The sequence below is a fragment of the Microlunatus sp. M237 genome (genome assembly GCF_056896895.1).
In genome coordinates this window covers 828770-844927 of record NZ_JBXHBL010000002.1, presented here as the reverse complement: position 1 = coordinate 844927, position 16158 = coordinate 828770, and the positions used below count along the sequence as shown (strand labels likewise).

Genomic DNA, 16158 nt, shown 5'->3' with positions numbered 1-16158 from the left:
CTTAGTGCATCGTGCTCGTCCTACGAAGCAGATTGGCTGACCGTGGCCGCCTACGCTCGCAAGTCCCGAGTGTGGAGCTATCTAGGCTTGGTCGCTCTTCTCATCGTCGCCGGTGCTCTCGTGCACGGGGTCATCCGGTCGTCCCAGGAGCCGATGCTCAACCGGCCGTTGCCGAGCCTCGCACCGGTCCCTGTGCAGCCCACGACGATCTTTGTCGGTGACTCGTCCGTGGCGGGTGCCGGTGCCTCGAAGCCGGAGCTGCGATGGACAAGTGTGGTGTCAGGGTTGGTCGGCTGGAAAGAGATCAATCTTGCGAAGGCCGGTAGGGGATACGTGCCGACGGACCCTAAGGGCGGGTGTGACGGTGCCACCCGATGCCACCTCTACGCAGAGATGCTGGAGCAGATCATCGAGGCGCGGCCTCAGGTCGTCGTAGTCGCAGGCGGACCGGGTGGAGACGAGACCGACCCGGTCAAGTCGGCAGGTCAGGTGCGGGAGTTCTACCGAGACTTGCGGTCCGGGCTCCCGGAGGCGACCATAATAGCGGTCGGCCCCTGGTCGCCGGAAAAAAGCCCGTCAAAACAGACTCTCGTCTTGGAGTCGGCAGTCAAGTCTGCCGCCAGCTCGGTTCGCGCTACATATGTCAGTCTTTTGTCACCACGACTGGTGAACGACACAATGACCCTTAGCGATGGCCGAAAACTAAATGACGAGGGTCACCGTGCAATAGCGGACCGGGTGATAGCGAAGTTGGACGGAACAAGCTGACCGCCACCACTGGTCCGAAACGAGGAGTCAGACAGTGAGCGCACCCGACGATCCCACGACGGATATCCCCGTCATCGACTTGTCCAAGGCGCCCGGTGCACCTGATCCCCTGCGGAAGCCGCTGCTGCTGCAGTTGGCATGGCAGTTGGTTGAGCTCGCCGTGGTGAGCAACCGGATTCAGATCAGCTCGCGCCTGCGGGTCGCCGCTCTGCGTCGGTTCGGCGCGACCATCGGGTCCGGGGTGGTATTCCGCCCTCGGACTCGGGTCAAGTCGCCGTGGAACCTTGAGATCGGTGATCGATGCTGGATCGGGGACGGGGTCTGGTTTCACAATCGTGACAAGATCACCATCGGCCACGACGTGGTCATCTCGCAGGAGACGTATCTGACAACGGGTGCGCACGCCATGCGTACCGACATGGCGTTGATCACCCGTCCTATTCGCATCGACTCCGGTGCCTGGGTGACCTCGCGATGTGTGGTCCTGGGTGGGGCGCACATCGGGCGGTCGGCTGTGGTGTCACCTCTGACCGTGGTGCGCGGCGACATTCCGCCGAACTCCGTGGTGTCGGCCGCAGATCCCACCATCGTCGGGCCACGGTTTCGTACCGAGGGAACCGCATGAGGATCGCCCATGTGCTCACCTATGTGTCTCGGGACGGCGCCTACGGGGGACCCCTCGCGGTGCTGGTGGCTCACTGCCGAGAGCTAGCAGCGCGCGGGCATGTTGTTGAGGTCTTCGCCGGCTGGGACGGAGTCGCGGAGCTGCAGATCCCGGGGGTGAAGGTTCACCTGTTCCGGGTGCGCCAATACCTGCCGGTGGGGTTCAGCGGCCTGGTGTCGTCCCGGCTCGTCCGCACCGTGCAACGCCGCGCTTCCGAGTTCGACGTTGTGCACCTTCACATGTCACGCGATCTGATCACCTTGCCTGCCGCGATCGCGGTGCTGGGTGTCCGGAGACGAGGCAACGCTGGCCCGAAGGTATTCCTCCAGACGCATGGAATGGTCAAGCCGGATGCGCGGCGATCAGCGAGAGTCTTCGACATAGCCGTCCGGAGCGCCCTGCGGCGAAGCACGTCCGTCCTGGCGCTGAACCACCCCGACGCGCAGCGCATTACTGCGGTTGGCCGCTCAGGGGTGTCGGTACTTGAGCTCCCGAACGGAGTGCCCGCCCAGTCCGAGCTGCACCGGCCCAGCGGCAACACACCCGAGTTCATCTTCCTGGCCAGGCTTCAACCGCGAAAGCGGGTGATGCTCTTTGCGGAGGCGGCTCGCCTGGTGTCTGCCGCCGGAGTTGACGCGGCCTTCACTGTTGCCGGCCCAGATGAGGGCGACCTCGCACGGCTGCGGGCTTTCATCACTGCACACTCTCTGGACGACGTCATTCGCTATGAGGGTCCGCTCGCCCCTGGTTCGGCCCCCGAGAGGCTCCGGAAGGCCGACGTCTACGTCCTCCCAAGCTTGAACGAGCCGTTCCCGATGACCGTGCTCGAAGCGATGTCGGTGGGGATACCTTGCATTATCTCGACAAGCTGCCACATCGCCGCGAGGCTGACGGAATCCGGTGGTGTAGCTACCTTCGGTGACGAGGCCGCTGAGCTGGCCGACGTGATGACCGGCTTGGCTACAGACCTGGCGCGTCGGGTTGAGCTTGGTGAACAGGCCGTGCAGACCATCGCCGAGGCATACAGTGTCGCGTCGGTGGTGGACGTCTTGGAGCAATACTATTCGATGGACCGGGCCGAACTTGAGCAAGACGACGGGCAACTTGCCGCGAGAGTGATTGGTTAGAGCGTGACAGTGGATGTCAGTACCTTCCGAGGCCGGTTTGACCTGCTTCAGCGCGCGCAGAAACGCAAGCGGGGCGTGCCTTTGTACACGCTGTACATCAACCGCCCTGCGGGTCGCTTGATCGCAGCGGCGAGTCCTCGCTGGGTGACCCCCAACCATCTGACGGCGGTTGGCGCTGCTCTCACCTACGGGTCGCTGGTGTGGTTGATGTTCTTCGCGACCACCGAGCCGGCGTCCATCGTGGTCGGCATAGCCTTGGTTGTTGGGTTCTTCTTCGACTCTGCCGATGGTCAGCTCGCACGACTGCGTGACGCCGGTTCGGTCAGCGGCGAGTGGCTCGACCACCTTCTCGACAGCGGACGGATCGTGCTGATGCACGTAGCCACCTTGTGGTATCTGGTTCGCAACGAGGCGATTCCGGCCGAGATTGCTGCAGTGATGTGCACAGTGTTCATGTTGGCGGCGACGCTGGTCTTCTTCGGGGCAACGCTCTACGAAAAGCTAGAGGTTCCTCGGCCCGCCGATGCGGCGAGCCGAGCGCCGTCCGTTGGCGCTGGTGGCGGGTCAGCACTTCGCGCGACTCTGATGCTGCCAGTGGATTACGGCTTCGCGTGTGTGGCTTTCCTTCTAGTTCCGTGGACGGCGGTCTTCGTGCCGGTCTATGCGCTGATGGCCGCGGCGAAGATCTTGTCCACCAGTGCATTCCTGATCAAGTGGTACCGCGCCTTGTGCAAGATCGATCGTGATCGAGCCGAACGTCGGCAGGGCGAGGCGCACACTTCCGCCGTCGTCGTCGACGGCGATGCCCGGTGAAATGGTTCCACTCCCGTCCGGTCACCATCCTGGATCAGATCGCCTCCAGCGCCTCGAACTTCATGCTGGTGGGGGTGGTCGCGCACGTCTCTACCCCTTCCTCGTTCGGTCAGTTTTCGCTTGCCTATGTCGTCTTGATCTTCTTCTTGGGCTTGGAGCGCTCCCTCGTCGGTGAGGTCCTCCTGGTCAGGTTCTCCGGCCCCACAACACTTCCGCAGGTGTTCGCGGCTGCTGCAGGGCTAGCGACTGTGGCCGGTGCGGCGGCCGCACTCGTGCTGTTGGTCGGTGCTGTTGCCACGACGCAGGACCGAGCCACGTGGATCGTGTTGGCCGTGTCGATGCCAGTGGTGTTGCTGCAGGACGCCCTGAGATACGTATTCATATGTCGGAAGCTGTCGGGATACGCCTTCGTGTTGGATGCGGTGTGGGCTTTAACGGCGATCGTCGCCATGTTGCTGTTGGCTACTGCGGATTTCGGAACACTGTGGATCATCTGCGGGTGGATTGCCGGGGCGGTCATCTCCACCGTCGTGGGCTTGCTAGTGACCCGGGCCGTCCCGCGTCCGATCGAGGGGGTGCGGTGGTACCGCACCAACCGCGACCTCGCCACTCGGTTCTCCCTTGAGTACGCGAGCTTGAACGCGTCCACGGCGCTGGTCTGGTTCGCTCTGGCGGTGCCACTAGGCGCGGCTGGCGTCGCGGCCTTGCGGGGGGCGTCGCTGCTGTTCTCACCTCTCAACACAGCGTTCAACGCGGTGCGGATCGCCATGATTCCGGAGTTGGTACGCGTTCGCTCTACCCGTCGATACAAGAGAGGGCTGCTGGAGACCGGCGTCATCTTGTCCGCCCTGGCGTTGGTCTGGGGTGCGGTGGTCCTGTTCTTGCCCGAGGCGTGGGGGCGGTTGATCCTGGGCGAAACGTGGGACGCAGCGAAGGGCCTTCGATTGCCCAACTTCGTTCAGTCGCTGGCAATGGTGGCTTACACGGTGCTGCTGAGCTACTACCGCTCGAGTCTTCTCCATGCGCTCTCCTCGCGGATGCGCGGGGTACTCGCGATCTTGACGCTTGTCCTGCCGCTGCTGGCTGCGCTCGTGCTGGGCACGCTCGGCGGCGCCTGGGGCTTTGCCGGAGCCGTGGTCCTCGCGTCGTGTGTCGGTGCCGTACTGACGTGGCGCTCGAAATCAGCCCAACGTGACGGAGGTGGTCCCAGTGACGACAGGTGAAGCCGGCCACCAGCAGCCCGACTCGACAGTGCGACGCGATCAAGATAGTGATCAGATACTCGGTCTTGTCCTCGGTTTTGCGACGTTGGCCGCACTGGTCCTGATCGTCCCAGCCATGATCTTGTCCACCGGTGACCAGGGCCGCAGCCTTGGCTGGTGGGTGACATTCTTCATCGTGATCATGGCCGGCACTCGACTTGCCGTACTCGTGTCGCGTGGTGAACGCCGGCTGTGTGAGTTCATTTTCTGGCTGTTCGCCTACGTCTTCTTCGGTCTGGCACCCACCATTCAGATGCGGGCCGGCAGTATGCCGACGACGACTGCGGATCTCGACCCGACCCTGGACGTGCCCACAGCGCTGTTGTCGCTGGTTGGGATCTTGACCGTTGCGGTGGGCTTTGCTATCGCCAACCGCGGGTCAGACGTGCGGGTCAAGCCCATGCGTCAATATGACATCAGCCAGCCGAGGCTGGTGGTGCTGAGCGGAGTCGCGCTGGTGGCGGCGGCGTACTACGTCAGTCGTGTCGGCGTCGGCACCCTGTTCTCGAGCAGGGCGGCGTCATCGTTGATCGAGGAACAGCTGTGGCCCGACTCCAGTGTCGCGGCAATCGTTCGATCGGCGTCATCGTTCTTGGTGCTCATTGCTGCGCACGGCTGGTGGAGCGTCGCCCAGCGGTCCTCGCGACGCACTCGGTCGCGGCTTATCGCGGCAACCTTGACCGGCGTCGCGCTCCTGGTGACCAACCCGATCTCAAGCTCTCGCTATGCCGCCGGCGTCGTGTGGGGGAGTTTTCTTGGACCCCTGGGTGCGTACTCCACTCGCCGGAGGACTTCGATCACCATGATCGGCGTCGTCATAGGCTTGCTGTTCCTGTTCCCGATAGCGGACCTCTTTCGACGGGAGAACCGGGTGAATGCTGCTCGTTCCGGATTCCTCGGTGAGTATGCCGGAAACGGCGATTATGACGCTTTCGGCCAGCTGTCCAACGCGATCCTCTACGACCAGACGATGCCACTGCAGTTCGGCCGCCAGCTTCTCGGCCTGCTTCTCTTCTGGGTTCCACGTTCGGTGTGGTCTGACAAGCCCACCGGTTCAGGGGTGCTCCTGGCGCAGTTCCGTGGCTACAACTTCACGAACCTCTCGGCTCCGATCTGGGCGGAGATGCTGCTGAACTTCGGCGTGGTTGGAGTACTCGTGATCTCGGTCCTCGTCGGTGTACTACTTGGGCGCCTCGACCGATCCTTCCGCTCGGCCGGCCAGTTCGGAACCGCCGCCATCACAGCCGCGGTGCTCCCGTTCTATCTTCTGATCCTGCTCCGCGGCTCTCTGCTGCAGGCGATGGGCACGTTGGTGGTCATCTTCGGCTCCTTGCTATTGATCAGCGGGCGTCGGGTGGAGCCTGACGACCACCCCCGCGACGGGCCCTCGGTCCGGGTCTGAAAGCGCGGCTGACATCATGCGACGGGCGCGGGACCGCGCGTGGTCGCGCCAATGCTCTCGTGGTCGTCGACTACACGGTCCGGTGGCCGAATTCCAGCTTCACAGAGGCGTCGCGTCCATTCGGTTATCGTTTCGTTATCTAGAGCCTCGTTCCACCTGACGCGCCTGTGTTAGTGTCACGACGTTCTCCTGTATTTTCGCGCAACCGGATCGGCTCAGGTGAGGTCCGGACTGTCGCAAATGGGGAGGACAAATTCATGTGCTCAGTCCACTGACCGCGCGGTCAGAGGGCTCGGCCAAGCCCGGGGGGGAAAATTTCATGCGCAGGTCTGCCTCAATTCTTGCTGCCATTGCGGTGGCAGCAACCGCTGTGACTGTCGGACCGGCCGTTCAACCGGCATCAGCGTTATCCGCTGGGGTGTCCTTCAGCGCGGAGAACCTGCCGACGTGGCAGACGAACGGCATCGTGTGGTCGCTCGCCCAGTCGAGGGGCAAAGTCGTAGCTGGCGGGACCTTCTCGGAGGTGCGTCCGCCCAATGGCGCCGCCGGGGCGGTCCAAGCGCGGAGCGCCTTGGCGATCTTCGACGCGGAAACGGGAAATCCCGATAGCTGCGTACTCAACGTTTCTCTCAGTGGGGGCACGGCGACGGTCAGATCCGTCGTGAGTGCGCCGGACGGCACCGTCTACATCGCCGGCAACTTCAGTAATGTCGCGGGCGTTAGCGTGAGCAGAGTTGCTGCGATCGATGTTCAGGCCTGCACGGTGAAGCCATTGCGAGTCAGTCAGGTGTCCTCGACGGTCTACAGCCTGGCGCTATCGGGGAACACCTTGTATCTGGGCGGTGCCTTCCGGACTGTCGGAGGACAACCCCGGCTGCAGTTTGCAGCCGTAAACGCAACGACCGGAGCCCTGCTCCCGTTCGTGGCCGATGCGGGAATGATCAACCGCGCTTCCACCGTTGCCGCCGATGGACGTGCCCTGGCCGTCTCGCCCGACGGCAGCAAGGTGGCACTCGGCGGCGAGTTCGACACGATCAACGGTGCCGATTCCCACTCGATCGCGATCGTCGACGCGGTCAGTGGCGGCGTAATTCAGAACTACCCGGCTGGCTTCATACACCGCGACTCCATCACCAAGTCCCTGCTTACCAGCGGTGGCGTACTCTACGGCGGCAACGAGGGCACTGGCGGCGGAGTGTTTGATGGTCGCTTCGCCATTGACTGGAACACGCACACCGAGAAGTGGCGCGACACCTGCCTCGGCGCCACCCAAGCTGTACTCGTATACAAGAACACCGTCTACGCCGCGAGCCACGCTCACGACTGCAGCGGTATCAACGCGTTTCAGGATGGCTCCCGCAACTACTTCACTGCCCAGAATGCCGACACAGCGAAGCTGTACCAGTGGTTCCCCCGGGGGAATGACGGTATCGGCGAGGGCATCGGTCCGCGGGCGCTCATCGTGTCGACCGGCAAGACGACCGGCAAGGACTACCTGTGGTCCGGCGGGGAGTTCACCCAGATCAACAGCGCTCCTCAGCAGGGTCTTACTCGATTCGGCCCTGACGACAACAACGCTCCGCCGACGCCGGTTGTGTCGGCTGAAGCCCTCACTTCCGGCGCCGTGCAGGTCCGCTTCCGCACAGTCGTCGACACTGATGACAGTGACCTGACCTACAGCGTTTACCGCAATGGAGCGTCCACCCCTATCTGGACCGGCACCGCCCGGTCGATGTGGTGGACCCGACCGCAGGTGACCTTCGTGGACACTACCGGCACCATGGGCACCAGCTACACCTACCGCGTCACGGCTAGCGATGGAACGAACACCAGTGCGCTCTCGGGCGGATCGGTCGCCAGGGTTCAGGAGCGACCGGCTGGTTACGTCGCGCAGGTGATTGGCGACGGCGCCAAGCTCTACTGGCGCTATGACGAGACCTCTGGCACCTGGATCCAAGACCGGTCGGGTCAGACGGTGACGGGCAAGAATGGTCTCGCCGTCAACGGTGTCACCATGGGTGCTACCGGTGCCCTTTCCGGAGATGCGAGCAAGGCCGCGACCTTCGACGGGGCCGACGACTACGTGTGGAACGATCAGCTCGAGGCCGGACCCAGTACTTACTCGGTGGAGACCTGGTTCAAGACCGACACCACCAGCGGCGGCAAGATCATCGGGTACGGAAACGGACGACCGCGTACTGACAACGGGCAGACTGTGCTGAGCAACAGCTACGACCGTCACGTCTACATGGATAACGCCGGCCGGTTGACCTTCGGCGTCTACACCGGCGGGACCCGCACCGTCCGCTCCGCTACCGCGTACAACGACAACAAGTGGCACCACGTGGTTGCAACGCAGGGCTCCAGTGGCATGAATATGTATGTTGACGGAGTCTCGGTCGGCCGCAATCCAGAGATCAATGCGCAGCAGTACCTCGGGGTGTGGCACGTGGGTGGCGACAACATCAACGGGTGGCCCGATCAGCCCGCCTCGGCCATGTTCCGCGGCTCGATCGACGAGACGGCCGTCTACGACAAGGTCTTGTCGGCGCGACAGGTCGCGAATCACTATGTGCTCGGCGGTGGCACCGTCGCAGCAAACCCAGCGCCCGCTGACGCCTACGGTGCAGCCGTGTACGAGGCCGAGCCGGACCTCTTCTGGCGACTCGACGAGACCACTGGGAGTGTTGCGAAGGACTCTTCGTACTTCGGCACCGCACCTGGCACCATCGGAAGTGGCGTCCTGCTCGATCAGCCGGGGCGTGTGAATGGCGGCTCTGCGGTGGCGACTGGTGCTGCCAACGCGTTGGTAGTCAGCCCTCGGACCGGGGGACCATCCGCCTACACCACCGAAGCATGGATCAACACCACCACGACCGGTGGTGGCAAGATCGTGGGCTTTGAGGACGCAGAGGTCGGCAACGGCAACAACTATGACCGCCAGACGTACATGACCAACTCCGGACAGATCATCTTTGGCATCTACAACGGCTCGGTTCAGATTGCACAGAGCCAAGGTCAGTACAACGACGGCGCCTGGCACCATGTTGTGTCGAGCCAAGACTCCTCGGGGCTCAAGCTGTATGTCGACGGACAGCTCGTCGGAACCAACGCAGCTACGACCAACCAGGGCTTCGATGGATACTGGCGAGTCGGTGGCGGCAACCTCGGTAGTTGGCCCTCATCCCCGTCGCGGTTCGAGTTCAGTGGGCTGATCGACGAGGTGGCCATCTACAGCTACGGATTGTCAGCAGCCGACGTTGGCTCGCACTACGCGTCCGGGATGAACGACACGACAGATCCTTCGCAACCGAGCGGAGCAGCTGCTGCAGTCGACGGCACGAACGTCGCAGTCACGTGGTCTGCATCGACTGATGACAACGGTGTCGCCGCTTATCGCGTGCACCGCGGCACCAGTGCTTCATTCACGGCATCGTCGGAGAACGTCGTTGCCTCAGTACCTGGTCTCGCCTGGACGGATGAGGGCCGTGCGCCTGGGACGTACTACTACAGAGTGGTCGCGGTAGACGGAGCCGGAAACACCAGCGACGCAAGCACTGCGGTCCAGGCGATCGTCGCCGACACGACCGCGCCAACTGCGCCGGCTGATGTGGAGGCGACGCTCTCCGACGGTGCGGTGTCGGTCACGTGGTCGGCGGCTACGGACGATGTTTCGGTCGAGGGTTACCAGGTGCACCGGGGCACGAGCGCTACCTTCACTCCCACGACCGGCAGCCTGGTCGGGACCGTCTCTGAAGAGTCATGGAGCGATCCCACGCCGGCTAAGGGCACCTTCTACTACAAGGTCATCGCCCTCGACGCCGCCGGAAACGCCAGCCCGGCTGCATCGAGCAACGAGCTCGTGGTGACTGACACTGCGGCGCCATCGACTCCGACCAGCGTGCAGGCCTCAGTCGAAGGTGACTCCGTGACTGTCAGCTGGGCGGCCTCGTCCGATGACACCGGGGTCTCGGGATACTTCGTGCATCGGGGAAGTAGTGCGACCTTCACGGCGACCGAGTCAAACCGTGTGGCGACAGTCGAGGCCACGAGCTGGACGGACGACGGGTTGGCTGCTGGGCGCTACTTCTACAAGGTGATTGCGACCGATGCGGCAGGTAACGCTAGTTCGCCCTCCGCTGCTGCGGATGCTGTCATCGATGACACGGTGGCGCCGTCCGCGCCGACTGAGGTCAACGCCGCCGTCGCTGGTGACGACGTGACCATCACCTGGTCGGCTTCGACCGATGCGGTCGGCGTTGTCGGATATCGGGTCCATCGTGGAACTACCGCGGGCTTTGCGGTCAGCGCCGCAACGCAGGTGGCCGACGTCGGGTCGGGGCGGCAGTTCAGGGATTCGAACCTGAGCGCTGGCGACTACTTCTACAAGGTCGTCGCGGTTGACGCAGCGGGCAACGCCAGCGATCCATCGGGCGCGGCCGCGGCCACTGTGGTGGCGCCGGCCGAGCCGCCGACGACGGTGACCGTGAACACCACGGAGGATGCGATGGTGGCGTCGGCAGCGAAGGCTACCAACTACGGCAACGTGAACTATCTCGTGGCGCGTGGTGGTTCATCGGCCAATGAGTCTTATCTTCGGTTCGACGTGCCGGTTGCTCCCGCCGGAAAGGTGCTGACCAACGCAACATTGAGGGTCAGGACGTCGACGGATTCGGCTGCGGCCTCGGTGGACTCCTATAGCATCAGGGTTCTCACCGGAAGCTGGACCGAGTCGACAGTCACCTGGAACACCCGGCCCACCGGGCTCGGAGCAACGCTGGGTACGCTCAGCGGTGCGACCGCCCTCAACACCAGCTACACAGTCGATCTGGATGCCGAGGATCTATCGGGTACGGATGGATCGGCGCTCTCGCTGGCGATCGTGGGATCGGGAACGGACAACGTACGGTTGTGGTCATCCGAGGCGAGCGCGAGTTATCGTCCGACGCTTGTTCTGACCTACGAGTCGGAGTAGGGCACACCGGGACGGGGTCATGACGAGCTCTCAAATGTAAGACGTTGCATTGGTGGCACTCGCTGCGATGGCGGGCCGCCAATGCTGCGTCTTGTCCGAAGTACCTCATGAGAACTACCGAGTGTGCGGAAGGAACGGCCCCGTGACCACTGAGATATTCGCCCGACAAGGATCGGGCCTCCGATCGGAACTGTTCGGACGACGACAGTTCTTGCTTGGGGCAGCATCGTCGATGCTGTTGGGGGCTTGCGCTCGCAAGCAGCAGGAGCCGCCGATCGCAAGCTCACCGGTCGGTGTGGAGGAAGTTCACACCATTGACCAGCTGCTGACTGGCAAGCCGTTCTACATCGCGCACCGGGGCTCTGGCGACAACTGGGTGGAGCATACGGCGCAGGCCTACGCGGGCTCCGTCGCCGCCGGTGCTCGCGCGCTCGAGATATCGGTCAATGCCACCTCCGACGGAGTCTTCGTGTGCCACCACGACCAGACGACCAAGCGCCTCGGGGCGGAATCGGTCACGATCGAGGAGACCACGTGGGAGGCATTGGCTGCTATCCCCACCGATGCTCGTGAGTGGCTCGGACCGGGGGTGGAACCGCAGCCGATCCCGAAGCTGGTCGACGTACTCGACACCTACGCCAAGTCGCACGTGATCTTCATCGAAGATAAGCAGGGATCCAACACCAAAGCATTGCTGGACCTCATGGAGAAGTACCCGGACGCCAAGTCCCACTTCGTCTGGAAGCAATGGGCGGGTGCGGGCCAGTACAAGGAGGCAAAGGCTCGCGGATTCAAGCGCTGGGGGTACTTCACCCCCGACATCATCAGTCGAGTCGACGAGCTTTCCGATCGGTTCGATTTCCTCGGAGCGCCCACGTCGGCCTCCGACAAGGAGATCCGAACACTGGTGGCAGTCGGCAAGCCTGTGATCGGGTGGGAGGTTCACACGCGGTCGATGCGGGACCGGCTGGTGAAGCTGGGCGTCCAAGGAATGATGTGCTCGAATATCCCCTATGTCACCGCCTCCGAGCCGGCCCAGGCAGCGGACACCTTCAGCAGCGGCGTACGAGCGGCCGGGGACCTGCCGTGGACGACGACGAAGGGCTGGTCCTACCAACCCTCCTTTGATGTGCTGACTTCGTCTCTCACCGTTGCGAAGGCAGGTGTGCAGAGCTACATCATGGGTTCCATGGCACCCGTCAAGGCCGGGACGTACACAATCAGTTTCGAAATGAGATGGCCGGAATCGCTCCCGGAGAAGGCGCTGCACGCTGGCCTGGCCTTCGGTCAAGCGGACGACCAGCCGTACCGTGTGCGGGTAGCGAGTCCAGTATCGGGTTACCACATCATCTTTCGAGCGAACGGAATGCTGGAGCTGTTCGCCCGTCCGGCGAACGAGGTCAGCGGCGCTCGCTTGGAGGCCTGTCCCACCAAGCCGCCGGTCCCGGGCCAGTGGATGCGGTTCCTGATCACCGTCGACCCAGACCATATTCGGGTCTCACGAGAAGGCCTAGACACCTGGAACTTCGAGGTCGAGCATTCCGCGTATCGCGGCGGCTACTTCTCGCTGTGTAAGAACTATCCCAAAGGCCCGGCGGTACAGTTCCGGTCGGTCACCATCAGCGAATAGCGCAGTTCAACGGCTCTGCGCATTCCTCAGGGGCGCGACGTTGGGGCAGCCAACACGTCTCGGAAGGCTCGGATGGCCGCGCCTTGGGACAGTCGTTCCACCTGGAAGGTCTGCCCAGCGGCGCCGTACTGCTTCGCCCGATCGGGGTCAGCCGCAAGCTGCTCAACCGCCGCCAGCAGGCCGTCGGGGTCTGCGGCGTCGACCCGAAGGCCGGCCCCTGCCGCGGCCAACTCGGCCGCGGTGATACTGGTGGCGTCGGTCGCAGCAATGACGGGCAGCCCTGTGGTGAAGTAGGACGTGAGTTTGCTCGGTACTGACATCTCGGTGAGACCTGGTCGTTCGTTCACCAGCAGGATGTCCGCCGACTGCAGCGCTCCGGCGAACTGGGCGTCCGGGAGTGGATCGATGAACGTAATCCGATCACCTCGGCTGCTCGCCTCCAATGCCGCGCGCTGGTTGCCGTCGCCGAGCAGCACGAAGCGGACCGCGGAGCGACGTTCGGCCGCGAGGGCAGCCGCTTCGACCACGTTCTCCAGACCCTGCTTCGCACCGATGTTGCCTGCGTGGAGAACGATGATCTCATCGTCGCGCCAGCCGAGCGACGCACGCACGGACGCCCGGTCAATCGCCGGCGACGGGCGCAGATGTGACCAGTTACGAATGACCTCGATCTTCTCACCGGGTAGATGCAGGTCCTCGACGAGGTAGCGCTTGAAGCGATCATGGATGACGACCACGGTGTCAGCAGATGCAAGCACTGCCCGCTCAAGGAGGCGAATAGCGCGGCCAGCGATCTTGGAACGGCCGGTCTCTGCGATCCCAAGGCTGTAGATATCCTGCACCCAGATCACGGTGGGGACGCGCCGCACACGTGCTGCCAGCAACGCGATTCCTGCAGCAAACAGCGCCGGCGAGATCAACACAGCGACGCGGGGGCGACCCCATGGGGTGAACGCTGACCGCAGTCCGAACCACACCTCCATGACGGTTCGATCAACCAATCGAGGAGAGCGCGGGACCCAGGGACGTAACCGCTTCACAGGCACATCGTTGAGGACCTCGCTCGAGCTGTGGCCGGCGTAGCCGTCGTACACGCGCCACTGCGGATAGTGCGGATAGGCAGTGATCACCCGGACCTGGCGGCCGTCGCGGACGAGGCCCTCGGCAAGACCCGCCGTATAGGGCGCGATCCCAGTGGGCTCGGGAATGTAGTTGAGTCCGACCACGAGCACATCGGACCTTGCCTTTGACTGCACAGACATCTCTCTCGTTGTACTAGTGGCCCGCAGCGATTGTCGCCGACTGGCACCGGAAGACAACCTCCGGCGGCTAAGCCCTCACCTCAGCGTGGTGCGCCAGATACCAGGCCACCGTCGAGGCGATCCCGTCGGCGAGCGGGATCTGGGCCTCCCAGCCGGCTGCCCTGAGCTTGCTGACGTCGAGCAGCTTTCGCGGGGTGCCGTCCGGCTTGCTGGTGTCCCAGTGCACGACACCCTCATAGCCCAGCTCGTTTGCGACCATGGCGGCTACCTCGCGGATTGAGACGTCAGTGCCCGTCCCGATGTTCACCTGCTCTGCTCCGTCGTAGTTCTCCAACAGATGCAGACAGGCGTCGGCCATGTCATCGACGTGCAGGAACTCCCGGCGCGGCGATCCGCTTCCCCAGTTCGTCACCTCGGCCGCGCCGACCTGCAAAGCCTCGTGATAGCGCCGGATCAGGCTGGGCAGCACATGCGAGCCGGTCGCCGAGAAATTGTCGCCAGGCCCGTAGAGGTTCGTCGGCATCGCGGATATCCACGGGAGGCCATACTGACGCCGAACCGATTGGACATGGAGGATTCCCGCGATCTTGGCAATCGCGTAGGCGTCGTTCGTCGGCTCCAGGTGGCCGGTCAGGAGGTACTCTTCGCGGATCGGCTGGGGAGCCATCTTGGGATAGATGCAGGACGAACCCAGGAACAGGAGGCGCTCAACACGTTGCTCAAGAGCAGCATCCATCACGTTGACCTGGATACGAAGGTTCTCGCTCAGGAAGTCGACGGGGTACTGGCTGTTGCCGAGTATCCCACCTACCTTGGCCGCCGCCAGGATGACGTAACTCGGTCGGACCTTGTCGAAGAAGCTGAAGGTGGCCTGGCGGTCCAGCAAGTTCAACTCTGCGGACGAGCGACCGACAAGGTTGCTGAACCCTGCGGCCTGCAACCTCTTCCAAATGGCCGATCCCACCAAGCCCCGATGACCAGCGACGTAGACGGTCGCGTCCCTATCCATCTCCGCGATGGGTCGGCCGCCGTGCGGGGAGGCGAGCCCGCTCGTCATACGTTCCAGCTTTCGAGTGTGACTTTGTCGATCCAGTGCGAGCCGGCGTGCTCGAGTGCCTCGATGTCAGCGTCCACCATCAGCCGAGCGAGCGCGTGCGGGTCGACCGTCGCCTTCCAGCCCAGATCGGCATGCGCTTTCGTTGGGTCCCCGATAAGCGCATCGACCTCGGTGGGTCGCAGATAGCGCTCATCGAACTTGACGTACTTCTCCCAGTCCAAGCCTGCATGACTGAAAGCTGTGGTTAGGAAGTCACGAACGCTGATGCCTTGTCCGGTCGCAAGCACGTAATCATCGGGACGGTCGGCTTGGAGCATGCGCCACATGCCTTCGACGTACTCGGCGGCATAACCCCAGTCTCGGACGGCATCCAAGTTGCCCATGTACAAAGAGTCCTGCTGGCCGGCCTTGATGGCGGCGACGGCCCGGGTGATCTTGCGCGTCACGAAAGTCTCGCCGCGACGCGGTGACTCGTGGTTGAAGAGGATTCCGTTCACGGCGAACATGTCGTACGCCTCGCGGTAGTTCTTCGTCACCCAGTAGGAATAGACCTTCGCGGCGCCGTACGGAGATCGCGGGTAGAACGGGGTCTCCTCGTTCTGAGGCGGTGGCGACGCGCCGAACATCTCCGACGACGAGGCCTGGTAGAAACGGCAATCCACCTGCGACACTCGAACGGCCTCGAGCAGCCGCATCGTCCCCACTCCGGTGGTGTCGCCGGTGTGCTCGGGCTCATCGAAGGAGACGCGGACATGAGATTGAGCGGCCAGGTTGTAGATCTCATGGGGCTGGATCTTTCCCAGCAGCGTAACGAGCCGCACTCCATCGCTGAGATCGCCGTAGTAAAGGAAAAGTCTCGCCCGAGGGTCGTGTGAGTCGAGAAGCAGATGATCGATCCGGGCGGTGTTGAACGTCGACGCTCGCCGAATCAGCCCATGTACTTCGTAACCCTTGCTCAGTAGCAACTCAGCCAAGTAAGAGCCGTCTTGGCCGGTAATGCCGGTGATGAAGGCGCGCTTCGTCATCCACTTCCTTACAGCCGTCGTCTCCGGGACAGAGACTTGCGCGTACATGTTATCGGATTCCGCTGTAGCGGTGGGGACAACGGTCTGTGTGAGGTCGTCTCGCGGCAGCCACCACGTCACGGCGGCAGGTGCGGCGGTCACGGCCGGTTTCAAGATCGCGCAGTCGAATATCG

The 16158-nt window shown here is 63.3% G+C and carries 11 protein-coding genes; 8 read left to right on the top strand and 3 right to left on the bottom strand.

Annotation, left to right across the window (positions count from 1 at the left end; translation table 11 throughout):
- The first annotated feature begins 42 nt into the window (after window positions 1-42).
- The 8 genes from AC1XX3_RS10240 to AC1XX3_RS10205 all read left to right on the top strand — a co-directional run bounded on the left by AC1XX3_RS10240 (window position 43) and on the right by AC1XX3_RS10205 (window position 12641).
- Complete coding sequence (locus AC1XX3_RS10240; protein WP_483320983.1) at window positions 43-768, top strand: SGNH/GDSL hydrolase family protein; 726 nt, start codon at window positions 43-45, stop codon at window positions 766-768.
- 34 nt (window positions 769-802) lie between these two features.
- Window positions 803-1393 carry an LbetaH domain-containing protein gene (locus AC1XX3_RS10235; RefSeq protein WP_483320982.1) on the top strand — a complete coding sequence of 197 codons (591 nt, stop codon included), beginning with the start codon at window positions 803-805 and terminating at the stop codon, window positions 1391-1393.
- Window positions 1390-2559: a glycosyltransferase gene (locus AC1XX3_RS10230; protein ID WP_483320981.1), complete on the top strand. Its 1170-nt coding sequence runs from the start codon at window positions 1390-1392 to the stop codon at window positions 2557-2559. Before AC1XX3_RS10235 ends, AC1XX3_RS10230 begins: the two co-directional genes overlap by 4 nt.
- 9 nt (window positions 2560-2568) lie before the next feature.
- Entirely contained in the window at window positions 2569-3372 is an 804-nt protein-coding gene (locus tag AC1XX3_RS10225; protein WP_483320980.1) for a CDP-alcohol phosphatidyltransferase family protein, read from the top strand.
- Window positions 3369-4595, top strand: a complete 1227-nt coding sequence (locus AC1XX3_RS10220; protein ID WP_483320979.1) for an MATE family efflux transporter — start codon at window positions 3369-3371, stop codon at window positions 4593-4595. Before AC1XX3_RS10225 ends, AC1XX3_RS10220 begins: the two co-directional genes overlap by 4 nt.
- Before the next feature lie 85 nt (window positions 4596-4680).
- Window positions 4681-6036 carry a hypothetical protein gene (locus AC1XX3_RS10215; RefSeq protein WP_483320978.1) on the top strand — a complete coding sequence of 452 codons (1356 nt, stop codon included), beginning with the start codon at window positions 4681-4683 and terminating at the stop codon, window positions 6034-6036.
- A gap of 571 nt (window positions 6037-6607) precedes the next feature.
- A complete protein-coding gene (locus tag AC1XX3_RS10210) occupies window positions 6608-11011 on the top strand; it encodes a LamG-like jellyroll fold domain-containing protein (RefSeq protein WP_483320977.1) in 4404 nt (1467 codons plus the stop codon).
- Between the two features lie 142 nt (window positions 11012-11153).
- The gene (locus AC1XX3_RS10205; protein WP_483320976.1) at window positions 11154-12641 is read left to right on the top strand and encodes a glycerophosphodiester phosphodiesterase; all 1488 of its coding nucleotides are present in this window, start codon (window positions 11154-11156) and stop codon (window positions 12639-12641) included.
- Between the two features lie 26 nt (window positions 12642-12667).
- Here AC1XX3_RS10205 and AC1XX3_RS10200 read toward each other — a convergent pair whose 3' ends face one another.
- From AC1XX3_RS10200 to gmd, 3 genes are all read right to left on the bottom strand, one after another.
- On the bottom strand, window positions 12668-13867 hold the full coding sequence (locus AC1XX3_RS10200; RefSeq protein WP_483320975.1) for a glycosyltransferase family 4 protein: 1200 nt from the start codon (window positions 13865-13867) through the stop codon (window positions 12668-12670).
- Between the two features lie 103 nt (window positions 13868-13970).
- Window positions 13971-14960, bottom strand: a complete 990-nt coding sequence (locus AC1XX3_RS10195) for a GDP-L-fucose synthase family protein (protein WP_483320974.1) — start codon at window positions 14958-14960, stop codon at window positions 13971-13973.
- The gene (gene gmd / locus AC1XX3_RS10190) at window positions 14957-15985 is read right to left on the bottom strand and encodes a GDP-mannose 4,6-dehydratase (protein ID WP_483320973.1); all 1029 of its coding nucleotides are present in this window, start codon (window positions 15983-15985) and stop codon (window positions 14957-14959) included. The genes AC1XX3_RS10195 and gmd overlap by 4 nt, the downstream gene beginning before the upstream one ends.
- Window positions 15986-16158: the final 173 nt, after the last annotated feature.

Bases quoted from the DNA above. Each gene is read 5' to 3' on its own strand.
- AC1XX3_RS10230 (WP_483320981.1), top strand. From the start codon at position 1,390: ATGAGGATCGCCCATGTGCTCACCTATGTGTCTCGGGACGGCGCCTAC.
- AC1XX3_RS10195 (WP_483320974.1), bottom strand. From the start codon at position 14,960: ATGACGAGCGGGCTCGCCTCCCCGCACGGCGGCCGACCCATCGCGGAG.
- gmd (WP_483320973.1), bottom strand. From the start codon at position 15,985: ATGACGAAGCGCGCCTTCATCACCGGCATTACCGGCCAAGACGGCTCT.